The following is an 18085-nucleotide window of genomic DNA, read 5'->3' as shown; positions in this document are numbered from 1 at the left end:
ATAAGTAATCTTTTAGGAAAGAGAAGGTAAGATAATGATCTACGATTCAACTCTTAAGTGGGACGCAATCTATGATGTAATCGTGATTGGCTTCGGTGGAGCTGGTGCAGGTGCGGCGAGATTTGCCGCTGATCAAAAGGCAAAAGTTTTATTGATTGATTCTGCGCCAGAAGGTCAAGAAGGTGGTAATACCCGCTATGCCGGTGGGGCCTTTGCCTGGAGCGATAATTTCGATGATTTGCGTGATTATTATAAACAAACTTACTATCCGTTTAAATACGATCCAAAAGCTTTAGATACTTTTGTAAATAATGTTTTACAAATGAAGGAATATTCACAAAAATATTTTGGAATTGATGCCCAATATACTGGTAGAAGGCCACAAGGTGAATATCCCGAATATGATCATGCGGCTACTATGCGCTCACAAACAATGACGGCTGGCATGTACAATGGTGGCTTTTGGAAATTACTTCGTAAGAAAGTATACGAACGTTTAGATCAAATTGACGTCTGGTTTTCAAGTCCGGCGGAACATCTTATTCAGGATCCTGCTTCAAAAACAATTCTTGGCGTACAGATTAAACGCCATGGCATCGTGCAAAATGTCGCAGCCAAAAATGGTGTCGTATTGTCTTGTGGCGGTTTCGAAAATAATCAGGATATGGTACAGACTTTTCTCGGCCAAGGGTCATTAGCACCAATAGGTACTTTATACAATAAGGGTAAGGGAATTGATTTAGCTGTCGAAGCTGGTGCTCGGCTATGGCATATGTCTAATTATGATTCACATGGCTTTTCATTAAATGAGGGCAAGCCAAGAGAGAAGTTTGCTTACATGATCAATTGGCAAAGCCTATTTAACGGCAGTATTTTTGTTGCTGGGGATGACGGAACGCGTTATTACCGTGAAGATGAAGAAGATCGCCACGGTTATAAGTATAACCATGGTAATTGGATTATGTTGCCAAATCAAAATCATCCTCACATTGTCATGGATCAAAAACAATATGATCAACTAGCAAATGATTCTTCAGACAAGGCAGAGCAAATTAAGCAGTTAATTTCATATGCAGATAAAGCCGATTCGATCGAAGAGTTAGCCAAAAAAATTAGTGCTCCAAAATTAGCTGAAGCAGTTGCTGACTTTAATTTTCAAGTAACAAAAACAAAACGGGATATGGTGTTAAACCGCAAAATTGAAACAATGCGTGCTTTTGGCAATGGGCCTTATTATGCCATTGCGATTAGACATAATATTTTACATACTCATGGTGGCGCGCGCAGAAATGAAAAGTGTGAGGTACTTGATATGGAAAATAACGTCATTCCGCACTTATATGAAGCAGGGGAACTTGGCGACATTTTTGCAACAAAATACATTGGCGCAAACAGTATCGCAGACTTGTTAATTTCCGGTAAGATTGCTGGTGAAAATGCAGCTTGGCCAAAAAGAAAAATGGCAGAAGAAGATGTTGTTACAAATGCTTCGGAAAATCCGGACCTTAAGTCGGATGCGCACGCCACTTCAGCTGATTACGAAGCTGATGCAAATCAAGGCATTGGTATTAGTGAAAACGGAATTAACGATGCTCCAATCGTTGTTCGCGTAACGCTAGATGATAATAAAATTGCTAAAATCGAAACTTTGCAGGAAAAAGAAACACCATCTTTAGGAGGCAAAGCAATACCGGTATTGACCAAAAAGATGCTCTCCGCCCAGACAACAGATGTTGACGCAGTCAGTGGCGCCAGCACTACAAGTGCTGCCTTCAAGGAAGCAGTTAATGAAGCAATCAAAAATGCTAAGAAGCAGTAAAGAAGAAGAAAAATGAAAATTGATGCACAAACTAAGTGGGATGGAGAATATGATGTTTTAGTTTTAGGCTTTGGTGGAGCTGGGGCAACTGCTGCTCGTTTTGCCGCAGATAAAGGCTGTCGGGTGCTAATTGCAGACGCTGCCCCTTATGGTCACGAAGGCGGTAATACCCGCTATTCGGCTCAGCATGTGGCAATGGCACATAATAAAGAAAAAATAACTAATTATTATCAGCAATTAGCCGCACCATTCAATGTTGATAAGCCTACTTTAAATGCTTATTTGGACGGCTTTGTTCAAATGCCGAGTTACTTTAAAGAGTATCTGGGGATTGATCCGTTTATTTGGTCAAAAGACTATCAGCCAGGTGATCATTTGGCTAATAAAAAGAATTTGTGCGAGTATCCCGAATATAATGGTTCCGAAACCTTTGACTTTGCCTTGGTGCATAATCAGGATTTTGATGCTGGTTTATGGAAAATACTTCGCCAAGAAGTTCTCTCACGTAGTTCGAAAATTAATGTCTGGCTGAAGTCAAAGGCCGAGCATCTTTTGCAGGACCCTGAAAATGATGAAATTGTTGGAACAGTAATTACTCGTAATCACAAGCACTATTATATTCGCGCAAAAAAGGGTGTGGTGCTGGCAACTGGTGGTTTTGAAAATAATGCTCAGATGCAGCAAGACTATCTGCATGTTAGCAAGTTGACCCCATTGGGTACCTTATATAATCAAGGCGATGGCATTACAATGGCTGCTGAAGTTGGTGCTAAGATGTGGCATATGGGTAATTACGAGTCTCTTGGCATAGTACCTAGTTACGTAATTGCCGAAAAAGACAACGTTCGCGGAAGACAAATTAGTGGCTGGAAAAATGTTAAAGAAGGTTCCATTATTGCGGTTGCCGATGATGGGACACGGTTCATGCGTGAGGATGCCAAATTTAGGCATGGTCATATTTACCAACACGGTGATTATCTTTTGCCGCATGCATACGATAACGCATGGCTTGTCTTTGATCACAACCAGTACCAAAAGTTTCTGCAGGAAAAAGAAGAAGGAAGATTGAAGTACCAAGACTTTTTTGCCAAGGTCGTTAAGGCTGATACAGTTGAAGCTTTGGCTACCAAAATTAAAGTTCCTGGTAAAAATCTGGTAAATACAATTGCTAGATTTAATCAATTTGTGCAAAAAGGCCAAGATCTTGAATTTAATCGGGCTCCAGAAACAATGGCTCAATTCAACGTCAATGGTGCTTTTTATGCCGTCAAATTAGCTCCAGCAGTTTTAAATACTCAAGGAGGACCTCAACATAACGAATTTGCTCAAGTTCTAAATAATGACGACAAAGTGATTAGACGTTTGTATAGTGCTGGTGAACTTGGTGGCATGTGTACCAATCGTTACCAAGGCGGTGGCAATTTAGCAGAGTGTTTGATTTTTGGTAAAATTGCTGGCGAAAAAGTTGCACAGTTACCAAGTTTAACGACAAAAGCAGCAAATGTAAGCACTCTCCCGAACATAAATGACCTACTCGATGGCAACAACGAAAACCAAATCGTTTTGCAAAAGAATCAATATCTTGGTTCTTCTGAAGCAGGCATTGGGGGAAGAATTCTGGTCCGAGTAACTTATGAAGATCAAACAATTAAGAACATTGAAGTTTTGGAAAATCATGAGACTGAAGGTATTGGGGCTGTTGCGATCGCTCGTCTGCCACAAGAAATGGTGGAACAAAACACAACAGCTGTTGATGCCATTTCAGGTGCTTCCACAACAACCCATGCTTTAAAAGAGGCTGTTAGTTCAGCTATTAAAAAGGCGAACGAATAATTTTCTAAGGAGAAAACAAAAATGTTAGATAAATTTGAATGGAAAAAGTGGCTCTTGCCAGTGGGGATTGGCCTTATTCTTTGGCTAGTCACACCGATTAGACCAACAGCAATCAATGTCACAGCTTGGTACTTGTTCGCGATTTTTATTGCAACCATCGTTGCTTGTGTGACTAAGCCGTTACCAATGATGGCTACAACTATTATTGCTGTCGTAATTGCCACCTTAACCGGTATCTTCAAAATGGACGAAGTTACGGCGGGATTCGGTAATTCGACGGCCTGGATGGTTGCAATGTGCATGTTTATGGCAGCAGGCTTTATCAAATCTGGATTAGGTAAGAGAATTGCTTATTTCTTTGTTAAAACTTTTGGTAAAAGAACTTTAGGCTTAGCTTACGCATTATCCTTAGTTGAGACTGTTTTGGCAATTGGTATTCCAAGTAACAACGCGCGTGTTAATGGCATTATGTACCCGATTATTGATAACTTATCAAAAGAAATGGGTTCTGATCCTAAAAAGGGAACAGAACGGGACATGGGTTCTTTCCTGGTTTTTAATGAGTACGAAGTTAATATTGTCACTTCAACTATGTTTTTAACCGGCTTAGCTGGTAACATGGTAGCTCTTGGAATAGCAAAAACGCAAAATATTTCAATTTCATGGATGCAATGGTTTTTAGCAGCGATTGTTCCTGGTTTGATTTCATTATTAGTCGTTCCTTTTATTTTATATAAAATTTACCCACCGAAGATTAAGGAAACTCCTAATGCTCATGATTGGGCAGACGATAAATTGAAAAAACTTGGCAAAATGACGGCTGCCGAAAAGATTATGGGAATCGTTTTCTTACTGTCAGTTATTTTATGGTTAGTTGGACCAGAATTTGGAATTGATGCTACCCAAGTTAGTTTTATCGCCGTGGCTCTTTTACTTATTTGTGGTGTTATCAATGTTAAAGATATTCTTGGACAAAGCTTTGCTTGGAATATCTTAACTTGGTTGTCAATCATCATGTTGATGTCGCAAAAACTAATGACGCTTGGCTTTTTCCCATGGTTTTCAAAGACTCTGGGAAGTGCACTGCACGGAATGAATTGGGTTTTAGTATTAGTAATTTTATATTTGGCTTACTTTTACCTACATTATTTATTCCCAAGTGTATCAACTCAAATTTCAGCTCTATATGCTGGCTTTTTATCAATAGCAATTGGTGCTGGAGTACCGCCAGTCATGGCCGCTTTAATGCTTGCATTAGATGGTTCACTATACCTGTCAACTTCGAGCTACTCTGCGGGTCCAGCCGCTTTATTATCTTCAACTGGTTATGTTTCCAATAAAGATTGGTGGAAACTCAGTGCCATCATTGGCGTTGTCTTGAACGTAATCTGGCTTGGCGGCGGACTTGTTTGGACAAAAGTAATTGGAATGTGGTAATTACAAAAAGATTCTCAGCCTTTTATATTAGGTTAGAATCTTTTTTTGTTGTTACCAATAGTTGTAACTCTTCTATACATAGTTTAAGATTAAAATTATCTAAATTAATAAAAAGAAGGTAAAAACATGACTTGGGCAGCAATTTCGACTTGGAGAATGTCCTTTAAGGGACTTAAAAAGGCCAGTAAATTATTACAAGAGCATCAATCTGCCGGTGATGCAGTTGAACAACTAATTAATGATGTAGAATCTTTTCCCGATTACCACTCTGTTGGTTACGGCGGTCTACCCAATGAAGAGGGCGTGGTGCAGATGGATGCTGGTTACATGGAAGGTGACACTTTTGCTCAAGGATCGGTAGCCGCAATTGAAAATGTCAAAAATGCAGTATCTGTTGCACGAAAATTAAGTGAACGCAAAACGAATAGCTTTTTAGTTGGTCAAGGTGCTACTAAGTTTGCCATGCAAAATGGTTTTACCATGACAAATATGCTAACTAAAAAAGCAAAAACTCAGTGGGAAGATAGAATTCAAGCTAAAAAGCAGGAAAACTTAGTCCCTTATGATGGGCATGATACGGTTGGTGCGGTTACGCTTGATCAAAAAGGTTCGATGGTTGCGGCAACATCAACTTCCGGATTATTTATGAAAGAAAATGGGCGAATAGGTGACTCACCTTTATCGGGAGCAGGCTTTTATGTCGATAGTTCTATTGGTGGAGCAGCTGCGACAGGTCTTGGCGAAGATATTATGAAGGGATGCCTGTCCTATGAAATTGTTAATAAAATGGGTGAGGGAAAAAGTCCACAACAGGCTTGTGATGAGGCACTTTACCCCTTTATTAATAAGCTAAAGGAAAAATATGGTAGCGTAGGAGCGATATCACTTATTGCTTTGGATCAAAACGGTAATTTTGGCGTAGCTACTAACGTTCAATTTGCTTTTTGTGTAGCTGGCACTAATCAAACGCCAACAATTTTTGTAGCTGAGCCGGAGGACAACAAAACCCATATTTTTCCATTTACACAAAAATGGCTCGAAAAATTTAAGGCTGAAACTCATATTCCATTAGATTAAGAAAGAGAAACAATCGTGATTAAAGAAGCATGTGTTGAAAATTTTGTGTCTGTCCCTAAGAATATTGCTGCAGGAGCCGGTAGAATTGAATTAAATAATAATTTACAGGCTGGGGGAACAACTCCTTCATTTGGTGTTATCAAAAAAACGGTTGATTATGCTCATGGTTTTCAGGTTCCAGTCGTTGTTATGATTAGGCCCAGAGGTGGCAATTTTGTTTACGATAGTATCGAACTGGATATGATGAAAAATGATATTCAAATTGCGGGCTTGTTAGGAGCAGACGCAGTGACATTTGGCTGCTTGACTAAGCAACATTTGCTTAATAAGGTCCAAATGGAAGAGCTAGTTTCGCTAGCTACAGCACTAGGACTTGACGTTGTAATGCATATGGCGTTTGATCATATAACAGAATCTGACCAAAAAAATGCAGTAACATCATTGATTAGTATGGGTGTTAAACGTATCTTGACGCACGGAGGAAATTTAGAAGAGCCGGTAGAAGCCAACTTTGATCATTTGAAAAAGATTATTGCTTGGGCGAATAACCAAATTGAAATTTTACCTGGCGGTGGAATTAATACTAGTAATGCATCTTTGGTTGCTGGTGAACTAAGAGTTAATCAATTGCATGGAACAAAGATTGTGTTGCCAAAATGATTATGATAGGCAGAATGAGTTGATTAGTCTTATTTTTTAGATTTGACGTTGACAAAAAATAATGTCTTGATTAAAATATTATTAATATTAAGAAAGCAATGAAAAGAAAAGTAACTTTGCACGTAGCGTTTTAGAGAGTTCTGTTGCTGAAAAAGAACCGTGATGGCAGAGTGAAAGTAACTTTGAGCTATATGGTGAATTAAAAGTAGCTAATATTGGGAACACCCATTATCGTGTTAGCGTATCGCATTATTGCCGTACGTGAAGTGACTTATTAACTTGGTTTTTTCTGACTAGGTTATTAGTAATTTAGGTGGTACCGTGTTAAAAGCACCCTTGATTAATTTCAAGGGTGCTTTTTTAGTTACAAAACCTAAGCTTACCTTTCTAAAATTACGCAGAAAGTGGTCTTTCATATGGAATATTGATACAAAGAATGTCGGAACCATCAGCGAGTATAAATTAAAGGAGATTTATTATGGAAAATTTAGAACAAGACTTAAATCAAGAGCCCTTAACCTGGAAGCAATATCTTGTTGTTGCCTCTTTGTTATTCGGACTTTTTTTCGGAGCAGGAAATTTAATTTTCCCCATTCATTTGGGTCAAATGGCGGGCGCAAACTGGGGAATGGCAACCTTTGGCTTTTTGGTCACAGCAGTTTTATTACCTTTATTAGCAGTTTTAGCTATTAGTGCCAGCCATGCAAAAGGTGTTTATGATATCGGTCTACCACTTGGGCCTAAATTTGCACTTGCTTTTATGGTTCTAATCCATTTAACTTTAGGACCATTATTTGCAACACCGCGAACAGCGAGTATTTCTTTTTCGGTTGGCCTAGCTCCAATTTTACCGCAAAAATACTCTCAAATTAGTCTATTACTTTTCTCTGCGGTCTTTTTTATATTAGCTTTTATTATTTCATATAAGCAATCATCAATATTAGAAAGTATCGGAAAAATATTAAATCCACTATTCTTAGTGTTGTTATTCTTTATTTTTTTATTGGCAGCAATTTCACCTATGGGGGCTGCTAAACAGCAAAGTGTTACTCCTGCTTATCAAACCATGCCATTTTTTAACGGTTTTTTGCAAGGCTATAACACGATGGATGCATTAGCTGGTTTAGCTTTTGGCTATACGATTGTTTCGGCAGTTAAGCAGCTGGGTAAAACCTCAGCTAAGAGTAACGCAAAAGTGACTGCTAAGGCTGGTGTATTGGCAACAAGTGCTATTGGAATTATTTATATTTGCTTAATTTGGCTCGGAGCAACGACACTTAATCATTTTAAAATCGCTCCAGAAGGAGGTACCACTTTTAACCAAATTGTTACTTACTATTTAGGAGACTTTGGCCATGCGTTGCTGGCGACCTTAGTAACATTGACCTGTTTAACAACAGCAGTTGGCTTATTAGCAGCCTTTGCGCAAGATTTTCACCGCAGTTTCAACAAAATTAGTTATCATACTTGGCTATTGATAATGACAGTGGCTTCTTTTATCACCGCTAATTTTGGGCTTGACACAATCATATCATGGTCAACACCAATGTTAATGTTCCTTTATCCAATTGCAATTGTTCTGATAATCTTGTCAATTACTGGCCCGTTATTTAATCATGATGCAATAGTTTATTACTGGGCAGTCGGATTAACTTTTATTCCAGCTATTTTTGACATGATTGCCTCTTTTCCTCCTGTAGTAAGCCAGCAACCTTGGGCTCTGCAATTACAAGCTATTCAAACTCGTTTTCTACCTTTTGCCAAAATTGGCATGGACTGGGTGATTCCAACAATTATTGGCTTAGTAATCGGCTTTATCCATCATTTATATCAAAATGCTAAGCTCAAAAAGGCTTAAATTTTTTAATTAGCTGTTACTAAATTGTTGAGCCTCTTCTTTGACATTATTCACTTATCAAAGTAGATTAAAGTTAACTGAATGATATGGTTGATGTTTAAAGATGGGACTTGATTAATTTGAATAATATGAATATGAATGATAATAGTCATGGAATGAACCATGATTCATCAATGCATATGGATCATGGCCAGCAAATGAGCATGGGTGGTGGTGACATGATGATGCATGGCAATCACATGATGCACATGGGCAATTTAAAACAAAAATTTTGGATTTCCGTAATTCTTTCACTTCCTATTCTATTTTTAGCACCTGCAATGGGAGTCCATTTGCCATTTCAATTTTCGTTTCCTGGCTCCGAATGGGTTGTTGTTATTTTTGCTACTATTCTTTTTGTTTACGGTGGCGAGCCGTTTCTTAAGGGAGCGTACTACGAATTAAAGTCTAAAAAGCCAGAAATGATGACTTTAATCTCATTGGGAATTACGACTGCCTATGTTTATAGTCTATATGCATTTATCCAAAACGATCTGCTGAATAGTAAAAATCATATAATGGATTTCTTTTGGGAATTAGCAACGTTGATTTTAATTATGTTACTTGGGCATTGGATTGAAATGACCTCGGTAATGAACGCAAGCAGTTCAGTTAATGATTTGGCCAAGTTGCTGCCGGATAAAGTTCATGTTCAACGAGACGGTCAAACTAGTGATGTTGCTATCAATGAAGTTCAAAAAGACGCAACGATTATTGTTAAGCCGGGTGAAAGTATTCCCCTTGATGGGATTATTTTGAATGGTACAAGTGATATTAATGAATCGCTAGTTACGGGCGAATCGAATGATGTTACGCGTAAAAAAGACGATAAAGTAATCGGGGGTTCTGTTAATGGTTCAAATGCATTAACTATTAAAGTAACAAACTCTGCCAATTCCGGTTTTTTGGCTAATGTTAATAAACTTGTTCAATCTTCGCAGATGAATAAATCAAAGCTGCAAACCTTGGCTGACCAAGTTTCTGGTTGGCTTTTCTACGCAGCGTTAATTATTGGTATCATTGCGCTAATCGTGTGGACAAGCATCAATGGCATTGCCGATGGGCTAGAAAGAATGGTTACCGTTTTAGTAATTGCATGTCCTCATGCTTTAGGGCTAGCAATTCCATTGGTTAATGCTAAAAGCACTTCTATTGGTGCCAAAAATGGTTTATTAATTAGAAATCGAAATGTGATAAGTGTCAGCTCTAAGATTAACTATCTTTTAATGGATAAAACGGGCACACTGACTGAGGGTAAATTTCAAGTACGTAAGTGTGATTCATTAAAAGAATCAATGTCTCCGATTGAAGCATTGAAATTAATTGCTTCGATTGAGCAAGATTCAACTCACCCAATCGCAAAAAGTATTTTGCAATATGCGCATGAAAAGCAGATTGAGTTGTTGCCGTTATCTGAGAGTAAAAATATTTCGGGTAAAGGTGTTTCGGGTGTTTTAGGTGGTAAAGAATATTTACTAGTAAATGAAAAAGCGGCCCGCGAAATCATAACTAATTTTCCGATTATTGATGTTGCCGATTATACTACTAGTTACTTGATTCAAGATAAAACTCTAATTGGTTATGTTGCTGTGGGTGACCAAGTTAAATCATCTGCAAGTTCGTTGATTAAGCAAATAAAACAATTAAATATTACCCCAGTAATGTTAACTGGTGATAATGAAAAAGTTGCTAATAGTATTGCTAAGAAACTCGGAATAACAGAAGTTTATTCAGAATTGATGCCTGAAGACAAACAAAAAATTGTTGCTAAATTACAAAGTGAAGGCAACAAAGTCATGATGGTTGGTGACGGAATCAATGATGCTCCTAGTTTGGCTAAAGCTGATATTGGGGTCGCAATTGGAGCAGGGACTGATGTAGCTGTTGATTCAGCCGATGTCGTTTTAGTAAACAGCGAACCAACAGATATTATTAGCTTTTTGAAACTGGCACAGAATACGCAAAAGAAAACTGTTCAAAATTTATGGTGGGGAGCAGGTTATAATATTATTGCACTACCACTAGCGGCAGGTATTTTGGCCCCATGGGGCATTATTTTAGCACCGGCTGTCGGAGCAATTTTAATGTCCTTGTCGACAGTTATTGTAGCAATTAATGCTGAAACTCTTCATATTTAATAAATGAATTCTAAGCATCTCCTGTGTGGGGTGCTTTTTGTTTACAAAATATTGGTCGTGGGGTTGATTTCAAAAAATAAAACTTCTTTTTAAAAAATTAAAAGGAAAGCCCTTTCTTTTGAAAAATATTGAAATAAAATTTAAGAACAGGTATGATGAGTATTGAAGTCGTAAATCGGCAATTTTTCAGATAAAATATAGTAAAAACCAAAAAGGAGAACTAAAATGAACGAAGAAGAATACCGTGTTGAAAGTGACACGATCGGTCCAGTTAAAATTCCTAAGGATGCACTGTGGGGTCCGCAAACTGAAAGGAGCCGGAATAATTTTCCAAGCGGTGAATTAATGCCATTAGCAATTATTCGGGCCTTTCTTAACTTGAAAAAGGCAGCTGCTGAATCAAATGTCGAGGTTGGAGATGAACCTGAAGAAAAAGGAGCAGCCATTGAAGATGCGGTTGATCACTTACTTCAATTAAGAGACGAAGAATTACAAAAAGACTTTCCACTTCATGTTTTGCAAACTGGTTCAGGAACGCAAAGCAATATGAATGTTAATGAAGTTGTTGCTAATTTAGCTAATAAATTGCACCCAGGATTGAATATTTTGCCTAACGATGATGTTAATCGTGGTCAATCTTCAAATGATACATATCCAACGGCAATGAATATTGTTGCCGTTGAAGCACTTGATAAACTGGAGCCTGCAATTAAGCATTTAATTGAAAAACTCAAAGTTAAACAAGACAAGTATTGGAAGACGGTGAAAGTTGGTCGTACTCACTTGCAAGATGCTACGCCAATTACTTTTGGTCAAGAAGTTTCCGGTTATATCTCTGCCCTAAAGCATGATTTAGAATATATTCAAGAGCTTAAGCCAACATTGTATGAATTAGCAATAGGTGGAACTGCTGTTGGAACTGGCTTAAATGCTGCTCCTGGAATGACCGAAAAAATTGCAGCTAAATTGTCAAAAGTATATGGACATGAATTTAAGGTTAAAACGAATAAATTCTGGGGTCTGGCACATCACTCAGGAATCGATGTTGTTCATGGCGCACTAAAGACATTAGCCGCTGATATGTTTAAGATTGCCCAGGATATTCGTTTCTTAGCTTCTGGTCCTAGAGCTGCTTACCATGAATTGAACATTCCTGCTAATGAACCGGGTTCATCAATCATGCCAGGTAAAGTAAACCCAACTCAGGCTGAAGCTGTAACAATGGCAGCCGCAAAAGTTTTCGGCAATGATACCACCATCACTTTTGCCGCGTCACAAGGTAATTTCGAAATGAATGTTTTCAAGACAGTTATGATTGCTGCATTCCTTGATTCTTGTGATATTTTAACTGGAACAATTGAGGGCTTTGCTGATAAGATGATTGATGGCTTAACTGTTAACTCAGAAAAGATGGATGAGCTACTAGAAAATTCATTGATGACAGTTACTGCCTTGTCACCTCATATTGGTTACCATGCTGCCGCTAAAATTGCTCAAGCTGCTGACAAAGAAGGTACAACTTTGAAAGAAGCAGCTTTGAAGAGTGGTGAAGTTACAGAAGAGCAATACGATGAATGGATGGACTACATGGAAATGACCAATATTGATCGTACTGAACCTGAAAAATAATATTATAGGTATAGGAGAAGATTAGATTAATGGCTAAATTTGTCTTTACACCAAGCAAATGTTCCGAAATAAAAGATAGTTACGATGCAATAATCGTCGGTGCTGGTGGTGCCGGGTTAACAGCCGCAATTCAGGCAAATGAATTGGGCTTAAAAGTAGCTGTTTTTGAAAAAAATGCTGAACTAGGTGGAAACACTAATCGGGCTTCATCCGGTATGAATGCATCAGAAAGCTTGGTTCAAATTAACGAAGGAATTATTGATAACAAAGAAGATTTTTACCAAGAAACAATGCAAGGCGGAGGTCGATTAAATGACCCTGAATTGCTGCGTTACTTCGTGGATCATTCAGCTATTGCAATTGACTGGTTGAGTAATCATGGAATTGAATTAACCAATTTAACTATTACTGGTGGAATGAGTAAAAAGCGTGCCCACCGTCCTGCTTCAATGGCACCTGTCGGAAATTACCTTGTTACCGGTGCGTTAAAGCAAATCCAAAAAGAAAATATTCCTGTTTTTAACAATTCTAAGGTAATTAAGTTAGTTCAAGATGACAATAAGAATGTTACTGGTGTCGAACTTGAAACTGAAGCAGGGAACAAGATTGTTAATGCCAAGGCAGTATTACTTGCCAGTGGTGGTTTTGGCTCATCAAAAGAATTGATCAAGAAATATCGACCAGACTTAGTCGACTTTAAAACAACTAATCAACCAGGTGCAACTGGTGACGGACTTAAGTTAGCTGATCAAATTGATGCTCAACTCGAACAAATGGACTTTATCCAGGTACATCCGACCGCTCAAACAGACACAGACCATGTTTACTTGATTGGTGAAGGACTTCGTGGTGAGGGAGCAATCTTAGTTAATAAGGCTGGTAAACGCTTTGTTAATGAAATGAATACCCGTAAAATTGTTTCTAATTCAATTAATGACTTGCACGAAAATGGGGCTTACCTCATTTTTGATCAGGGTATTCGTGACAATTTCACTGCCGTTGAATTTTATGATCACATCGGTTTAGTAAGCCACGGTGACACGTTAAGCGAAATTGCGGAAGCAAACGGTATTAATGGTCAAAACTTAGAAAATACTGTTAAGACTTGGAATGAAGCCGTTTCGTCAGGCAATGACCAAGAATTTAACCGGACAACTGGGATGGACCGTGCAATTGACCGCGGACCTTTCTTTGCTATCCACATTAATCCGGCTATTCACTACACTATGGGTGGTATTCACATTACACCTAAGACAGAAGTCTTAGATACTAATGGAAATATCATCTCTGGCCTTTACGCAGCTGGCGAAGTTTCTGGTGGATTGCATGGAAATAACCGAATTGGTGGTAACTCAATTGCTGAAACAGTTATCTTTGGTCGCCAAGCAGGTATGCAAATGGCTGAATTTGTTCATTCAGCAAAATAGTAATTGAATTTTAAAGTTTTAAAAGCACTTAGTAAAATTGAGTGCTTTTTTAATTTTGTAAATTTACTTTTATTTTTTAAAATTGAAAAATAAAAATTAGTTTTAATATTTAAAAAAGTAAAAAATAATTTATTTCTTTAAAATATTGCAAAATTTCCATTTCACATATATAATGACAGATGAAAAGGATTTCATTTTTTAGAGATTGAAAGGATTAAATTATGTCTAGAAAAGTTTTACTTGTTGGTGATGGAGCTGTTGGATCAACTTTTGCCAATGACCTACTGCAACATACAAATGTTGATGAACTAGTCATCACTGATGTTGTTAAAAAAAGGCCAATAGGCGATTCAATGGATCTTGAAGACATCATCCCATTTGCTGGTGAGTGTAATATTCATGCCGGCGAGTATTCAGATGCAAAGGATGCTGATGTGGTAGTAATCACTGCAGGCGTTCCGCGTAAACCCGGAGAGACTAGATTAGATTTAGTAAACAAAAATGTCAAAATCTTGAAGAGTATTATTCAACCAGTTGTAGATTCCGGCTTTGATGGAGTGTTTGTAGTTTCAGCAAACCCAGTTGATATTTTGACCACTTTAACCCAAAAATTATCTGGTTTTCCTAAGAATAAGGTTATTGGTACAGGTACTTCTCTTGATTCAGCTCGTTTACAAGTTGAACTTGCAAGAAAATTGAATGTGCCTGTAGCTGAAGTAAATTCAATGGTTCTTGGCGAACACGGTGATACTTCATTTGAAAACTTTGATGAATCAGTTGTTGCTAAAAAAGCCTTAAAAGATTATGACGCAATTACTGCTGATGTCTTAAATGATATTGAAGCAGATATTCGCCAAAAGGGTGGCAAGATTATTGAAAACAAAGGTGCCACATTCTATGGCATCGCAATGATGCTGACTCAAATTGTTAGTGCCATTCTGGATAATCGTGCAATTGTTTTGCCACTTTCAGCACCAATTAATGGTGAATACGGCATTAAGCATGACCTTTACCTAGGAACTCCTACAGCAATTGATGGAACTGGTATTAGTCATGTTATTGAAGCTAAATTATCTGATTCTGAAATTAAGAAAATGCTCAATTCTGCAGATAAGATGCAAGAAGTTCTTGCTGGAATTAGCTTAGATTAGTGAAGAAAAGAGATAAACATGCAAGTTGGTAAACGGATTTTCCTGAAAAGAGAACTTCCTGATAAAGAAATTGTTGAAGGCTATAAGGATTTGCCGACATCTAATATAGCGGACTGTATGAATCGCAGAGGGGCAATGGCTACTCGCATTAAGTTGATGTCTAGTCCTACAAAAGAGATGTGTGGCCCGGCATTTACAGTTCATAATCGTCCTGGTGATAACTTAACTATTTATGCGGCTTTAAAATACTGTCATGAAGGTGATGTCATTGTAATTGATAATGAGGGCGACAATACTAGGGCCGTTATCGGTGAAGTTATGATGACATGGCTTCGTGATCAAAGACACGTAGCTGGTGTTGTTGTAGATGGTCCGATGCGTGACATTGATAGCTTACGCAATTGGGATCTTCCCATTTATGCTGTAAGCACTTCGCCAAATGGTCCATATAAGGAAGGTCCAGGAGAAATTAATATTCCAGTTTCTTGTGGTGAGGTCAGCGTAAATCCTGGTGATTTAATTGTTGGCGATGCTGATGGCGTGGTTAAAGTAGCTCGTGAAAAGACGACTGAATTACTTCCTAAAGTCCAGGCCTTTCACCAAGAAGATGATCGTAAAACTGAGAGTTTTCATAATGGAACAGGAAATATTGACTGGCTTGATGAGGAACTGAAAAACAAGGATTATAAAATTATCGACGATATTTACCGCCCATAAATAAAAGAGGATAATTATGAAAACTTTAGAGAAAGTAAACTATAAAGGATTTGTTTTACCAGTAATAATTGGTATTGCTTTATGGTGTTTTACTCCAATTCGACCGTATGGCTTATCAGCACAAGCATGGGAAATGTTTGCAATATTTGTAGCTACCATTGTTGGCTGTATTACTAAACCCTTACCAATTGGTGGTACCACATTAATTGGTTTGATTGTAACTGTTTTGGTTGGTTTAGCACCAATTCAAAATGAAGTAAATCCAAAAACCGGTGCAGTTAATGCCGGGATCCTGAGTGCTTTCAGTAACTCCGCTTCTTGGTTGATTGCAATGGCTTTTATCATGGCCTATGGTATTAGTAAAACCGGTTTAGGAAATAGAATCGCTTATTGGATGATTCGTCGTTTTGGTAAACGCTCGATTGGAATTGGCTATGCCATTACTGGTCTTGAATTGATTCTCGGAGCTTTAATTCCTTCTAATAGTGCACGTACAGGTGGGGTAGTATGGCCAGTCACAGAATCAATCTCAAAAGACTATGATTCTTTACCAAATGATCCATCTCGGAAAAAAATCGGTGCCTATCTAAGTTTTATTGCCTTTCATGCTAACGTCATTTCGACAGCTCTGTTTATTACAGGTGCTGCTCCTAATATGGTTGCTTCCCAAATGGCAATTCAAAAGGGCTATCAAATGAGCTGGATAAGCTGGTTTACTGCAGCAATTGTGCCAGCAATAATTGCAACAATTGTCATTCCATTAATCATTTATAAAATTTTCCCACCTGAGATTAAGGAAACTCCTAATGCTAAAAAATGGGCAGATGACCGTTTAGCAGATATGGGTCCTGTCACTAAGCCTGAAAAAATAATGTCTGCAGTTTTCTTGTTGGCGATTGTTTTATGGGTTTTATCAGGAATTTATAAAATTCCACAATTAGATTCAACTTTCGTTGCATTCTTAGCTGTTGGCCTACTCTTGTTAACTGGGGTTTTGACCATGCAGGATGCTTTGAAGCAGACTGGAGCTTGGAACATTTTAATCTGGCTATCAATTTTGGTATTTATGGCTAGCAAGCTAATCTCATTTGGTTTTATTGATTGGTTCTCAAAGACTATCCAATCTGGCCTTCACGGAATTAGCTGGGAAATTGTTTTAGCAGTATTAGTAATTCTAATGTTCTACACCCACTACTTCTTTGCCAGTGGAACAGCTCATATGACAGCATTGTATCTACCATTTTTATCAGTAGCAGTCGCTACCGGAGCACCACTTGCCCTGTCAGCAATGCTTTTAGCATTCACTGGTGCAATTAACGCTTCAACTACACATTATGCCAACGGACCAGCTTCCATTTTAGCCACCACCGGTTATATCAAACAAAGCGAATGGTGGAAGATGAACTTTATCCTCGGTATCGTATATCTATTGATTTTCGGGGTAATCGGTACTTTCTGGATGAAAATTATTGGCATGTGGTAAATGATTAGTCAAGCAGACTTTATAACTAATGATGGAGTAAGAATCCATTATTATGATACAAAAACTACGCAACCACCAATTCTTGCTATCCCGGGAATCGGTGGCTCTGCCGCATTATGGCAAAAGGCAATAGAGCTTTTTAGCTCAGATTATCGTTTTATTATTATCGATCCAAGAAACCAGGGCAGATCTGCGCGAACATTTAAAGGCCAAAGAATTAGTCGACATGCCGCTGATTTAAATCAGTTGATTGAAAAGCTAGATTTAGTTGATATTATTGGCATTGGCAATTCGATGGGTGCTGCGAATTTGTGGGCTTATATTTCACTTTATGGTGAAAAGCGCCTAAAGGCGATCGTGGATTTGGATCAACCTCCCAAAATGATAAAAGATAAAACTTGGCAATACGGATACCAAGACCTTACTTGGAATAATTATCCGAGCTATCTAAAGGCCGATTTTGGTACCGGGATGGCCACCCACGTTGACGATGCAATGTTTGCACTCGCAAAAAAGGAAGCTCAAAGTTTTCCATATCATCCTGAAGAAAACCTATTGTGTCGCATTAATCATGCTGAACAAGATTGGCGTGATGTGCTGATTGAATTAAAGAAGCCAATGCTAGTTTTGGCTGGTGAAAAGTCACCCTTTTTTGACTATCACTTTGCTGAAGCAACAACAAAATTAAATCCATTAATTAAGGCAAAAGTGATTCCTAATTGTGGGCACTTAATTCAGGCTGAACAACCAAATTTGATGTACAAAGAAATAATAAATTTCTTGCATAATTGAATGCAGAAGTTGATATTGAAGAGGA

Annotated in this window: 13 protein-coding genes and 1 other annotated feature; all 13 genes read left to right on the top strand. The window is 38.1% G+C overall.

Going from position 1 to position 18085, the window contains the following annotated elements:
• Positions 1-34: 34 nt before the first annotated feature.
• The 13 genes from J3U73_RS02810 to J3U73_RS02750 all read left to right on the top strand — a co-directional run bounded on the left by J3U73_RS02810 (position 35) and on the right by J3U73_RS02750 (position 18060).
• Entirely contained in the window at positions 35-1819 is a 1785-nt protein-coding gene (locus J3U73_RS02810) for an FAD-binding protein (RefSeq protein WP_267409499.1), read from the top strand.
• 12 nt (positions 1820-1831) lie between these two features.
• Entirely contained in the window at positions 1832-3652 is a 1821-nt protein-coding gene (locus tag J3U73_RS02805; RefSeq protein WP_267409498.1) for an FAD-binding protein, read from the top strand.
• Positions 3653-3673: 21 nt separating this feature from the next.
• Entirely contained in the window at positions 3674-5089 is a 1416-nt protein-coding gene (locus J3U73_RS02800) for a DASS family sodium-coupled anion symporter (RefSeq protein WP_267409497.1), read from the top strand.
• Between the two features lie 126 nt (positions 5090-5215).
• Positions 5216-6166 carry a N(4)-(beta-N-acetylglucosaminyl)-L-asparaginase gene (locus tag J3U73_RS02795; protein WP_267409496.1) on the top strand — a complete coding sequence of 317 codons (951 nt, stop codon included), beginning with the start codon at positions 5216-5218 and terminating at the stop codon, positions 6164-6166.
• 15 nt (positions 6167-6181) lie between these two features.
• Complete coding sequence (locus J3U73_RS02790; RefSeq protein WP_267409495.1) at positions 6182-6826, top strand: copper homeostasis protein CutC; 645 nt, start codon at positions 6182-6184, stop codon at positions 6824-6826.
• Between the two features lie 89 nt (positions 6827-6915).
• Positions 6916-7167, top strand: a binding site (T-box leader).
• Between the two features lie 137 nt (positions 7168-7304).
• The gene (gene brnQ / locus J3U73_RS02785; protein ID WP_220234567.1) at positions 7305-8684 is read left to right on the top strand and encodes a branched-chain amino acid transport system II carrier protein; all 1380 of its coding nucleotides are present in this window, start codon (positions 7305-7307) and stop codon (positions 8682-8684) included.
• A gap of 128 nt (positions 8685-8812) precedes the next feature.
• Positions 8813-10861, top strand: coding sequence for a copper-translocating P-type ATPase (locus J3U73_RS02780; protein ID WP_267409700.1), 2049 nt, complete (start codon positions 8813-8815; stop codon positions 10859-10861).
• Between the two features lie 225 nt (positions 10862-11086).
• Positions 11087-12490: a class II fumarate hydratase gene (locus J3U73_RS02775; protein WP_267409494.1), complete on the top strand. Its 1404-nt coding sequence runs from the start codon at positions 11087-11089 to the stop codon at positions 12488-12490.
• 29 nt (positions 12491-12519) lie between these two features.
• Positions 12520-13917 carry a flavocytochrome c gene (locus tag J3U73_RS02770; RefSeq protein WP_267409493.1) on the top strand — a complete coding sequence of 466 codons (1398 nt, stop codon included), beginning with the start codon at positions 12520-12522 and terminating at the stop codon, positions 13915-13917.
• 221 nt (positions 13918-14138) lie between these two features.
• Positions 14139-15068: an L-lactate dehydrogenase gene (locus J3U73_RS02765; RefSeq protein ID WP_267409492.1), complete on the top strand. Its 930-nt coding sequence runs from the start codon at positions 14139-14141 to the stop codon at positions 15066-15068.
• 18 nt (positions 15069-15086) lie between these two features.
• The gene (locus J3U73_RS02760; protein WP_267409491.1) at positions 15087-15785 is read left to right on the top strand and encodes an RraA family protein; all 699 of its coding nucleotides are present in this window, start codon (positions 15087-15089) and stop codon (positions 15783-15785) included.
• Positions 15786-15801: 16 nt separating this feature from the next.
• On the top strand, positions 15802-17268 hold the full coding sequence (locus tag J3U73_RS02755; RefSeq protein ID WP_103751684.1) for a DASS family sodium-coupled anion symporter: 1467 nt from the start codon (positions 15802-15804) through the stop codon (positions 17266-17268).
• A complete protein-coding gene (locus J3U73_RS02750) occupies positions 17269-18060 on the top strand; it encodes an alpha/beta fold hydrolase (RefSeq protein WP_267409490.1) in 792 nt (263 codons plus the stop codon).
• Positions 18061-18085: the final 25 nt, after the last annotated feature.

This window comes from Lactobacillus sp. B4005, from assembly GCF_026536045.1.
GTDB classification, from domain to species: Bacteria; Bacillota; Bacilli; order Lactobacillales; family Lactobacillaceae; genus Lactobacillus; species Lactobacillus panisapium.
The sequence above is the reverse complement of the archived record's forward strand: the minus strand, read 5'-3'. Positions and strand labels throughout refer to the sequence as shown.

Excerpts from the sequence above, each read along its gene's own strand:
- brnQ (WP_220234567.1), top strand. The coding sequence starts at position 7,305 with ATGGAAAATTTAGAACAAGACTTAAATCAAGAGCCCTTAACCTGGAAG.
- J3U73_RS02810 (WP_267409499.1), top strand. The coding sequence starts at position 35 with ATGATCTACGATTCAACTCTTAAGTGGGACGCAATCTATGATGTAATC.
- J3U73_RS02770 (WP_267409493.1), top strand. The coding sequence starts at position 12,520 with ATGGCTAAATTTGTCTTTACACCAAGCAAATGTTCCGAAATAAAAGAT.
- J3U73_RS02805 (WP_267409498.1), top strand. The coding sequence starts at position 1,832 with ATGAAAATTGATGCACAAACTAAGTGGGATGGAGAATATGATGTTTTA.
- J3U73_RS02775 (WP_267409494.1), top strand. The coding sequence starts at position 11,087 with ATGAACGAAGAAGAATACCGTGTTGAAAGTGACACGATCGGTCCAGTT.
- J3U73_RS02780 (WP_267409700.1), top strand. The coding sequence starts at position 8,813 with ATGAATATGAATGATAATAGTCATGGAATGAACCATGATTCATCAATG.
- J3U73_RS02760 (WP_267409491.1), top strand. The coding sequence starts at position 15,087 with ATGCAAGTTGGTAAACGGATTTTCCTGAAAAGAGAACTTCCTGATAAA.
- J3U73_RS02755 (WP_103751684.1), top strand. The coding sequence starts at position 15,802 with ATGAAAACTTTAGAGAAAGTAAACTATAAAGGATTTGTTTTACCAGTA.
- J3U73_RS02795 (WP_267409496.1), top strand. The coding sequence starts at position 5,216 with ATGACTTGGGCAGCAATTTCGACTTGGAGAATGTCCTTTAAGGGACTT.
- J3U73_RS02800 (WP_267409497.1), top strand. The coding sequence starts at position 3,674 with ATGTTAGATAAATTTGAATGGAAAAAGTGGCTCTTGCCAGTGGGGATT.
- J3U73_RS02765 (WP_267409492.1), top strand. The coding sequence starts at position 14,139 with ATGTCTAGAAAAGTTTTACTTGTTGGTGATGGAGCTGTTGGATCAACT.
- J3U73_RS02750 (WP_267409490.1), top strand. The coding sequence starts at position 17,269 with ATGATTAGTCAAGCAGACTTTATAACTAATGATGGAGTAAGAATCCAT.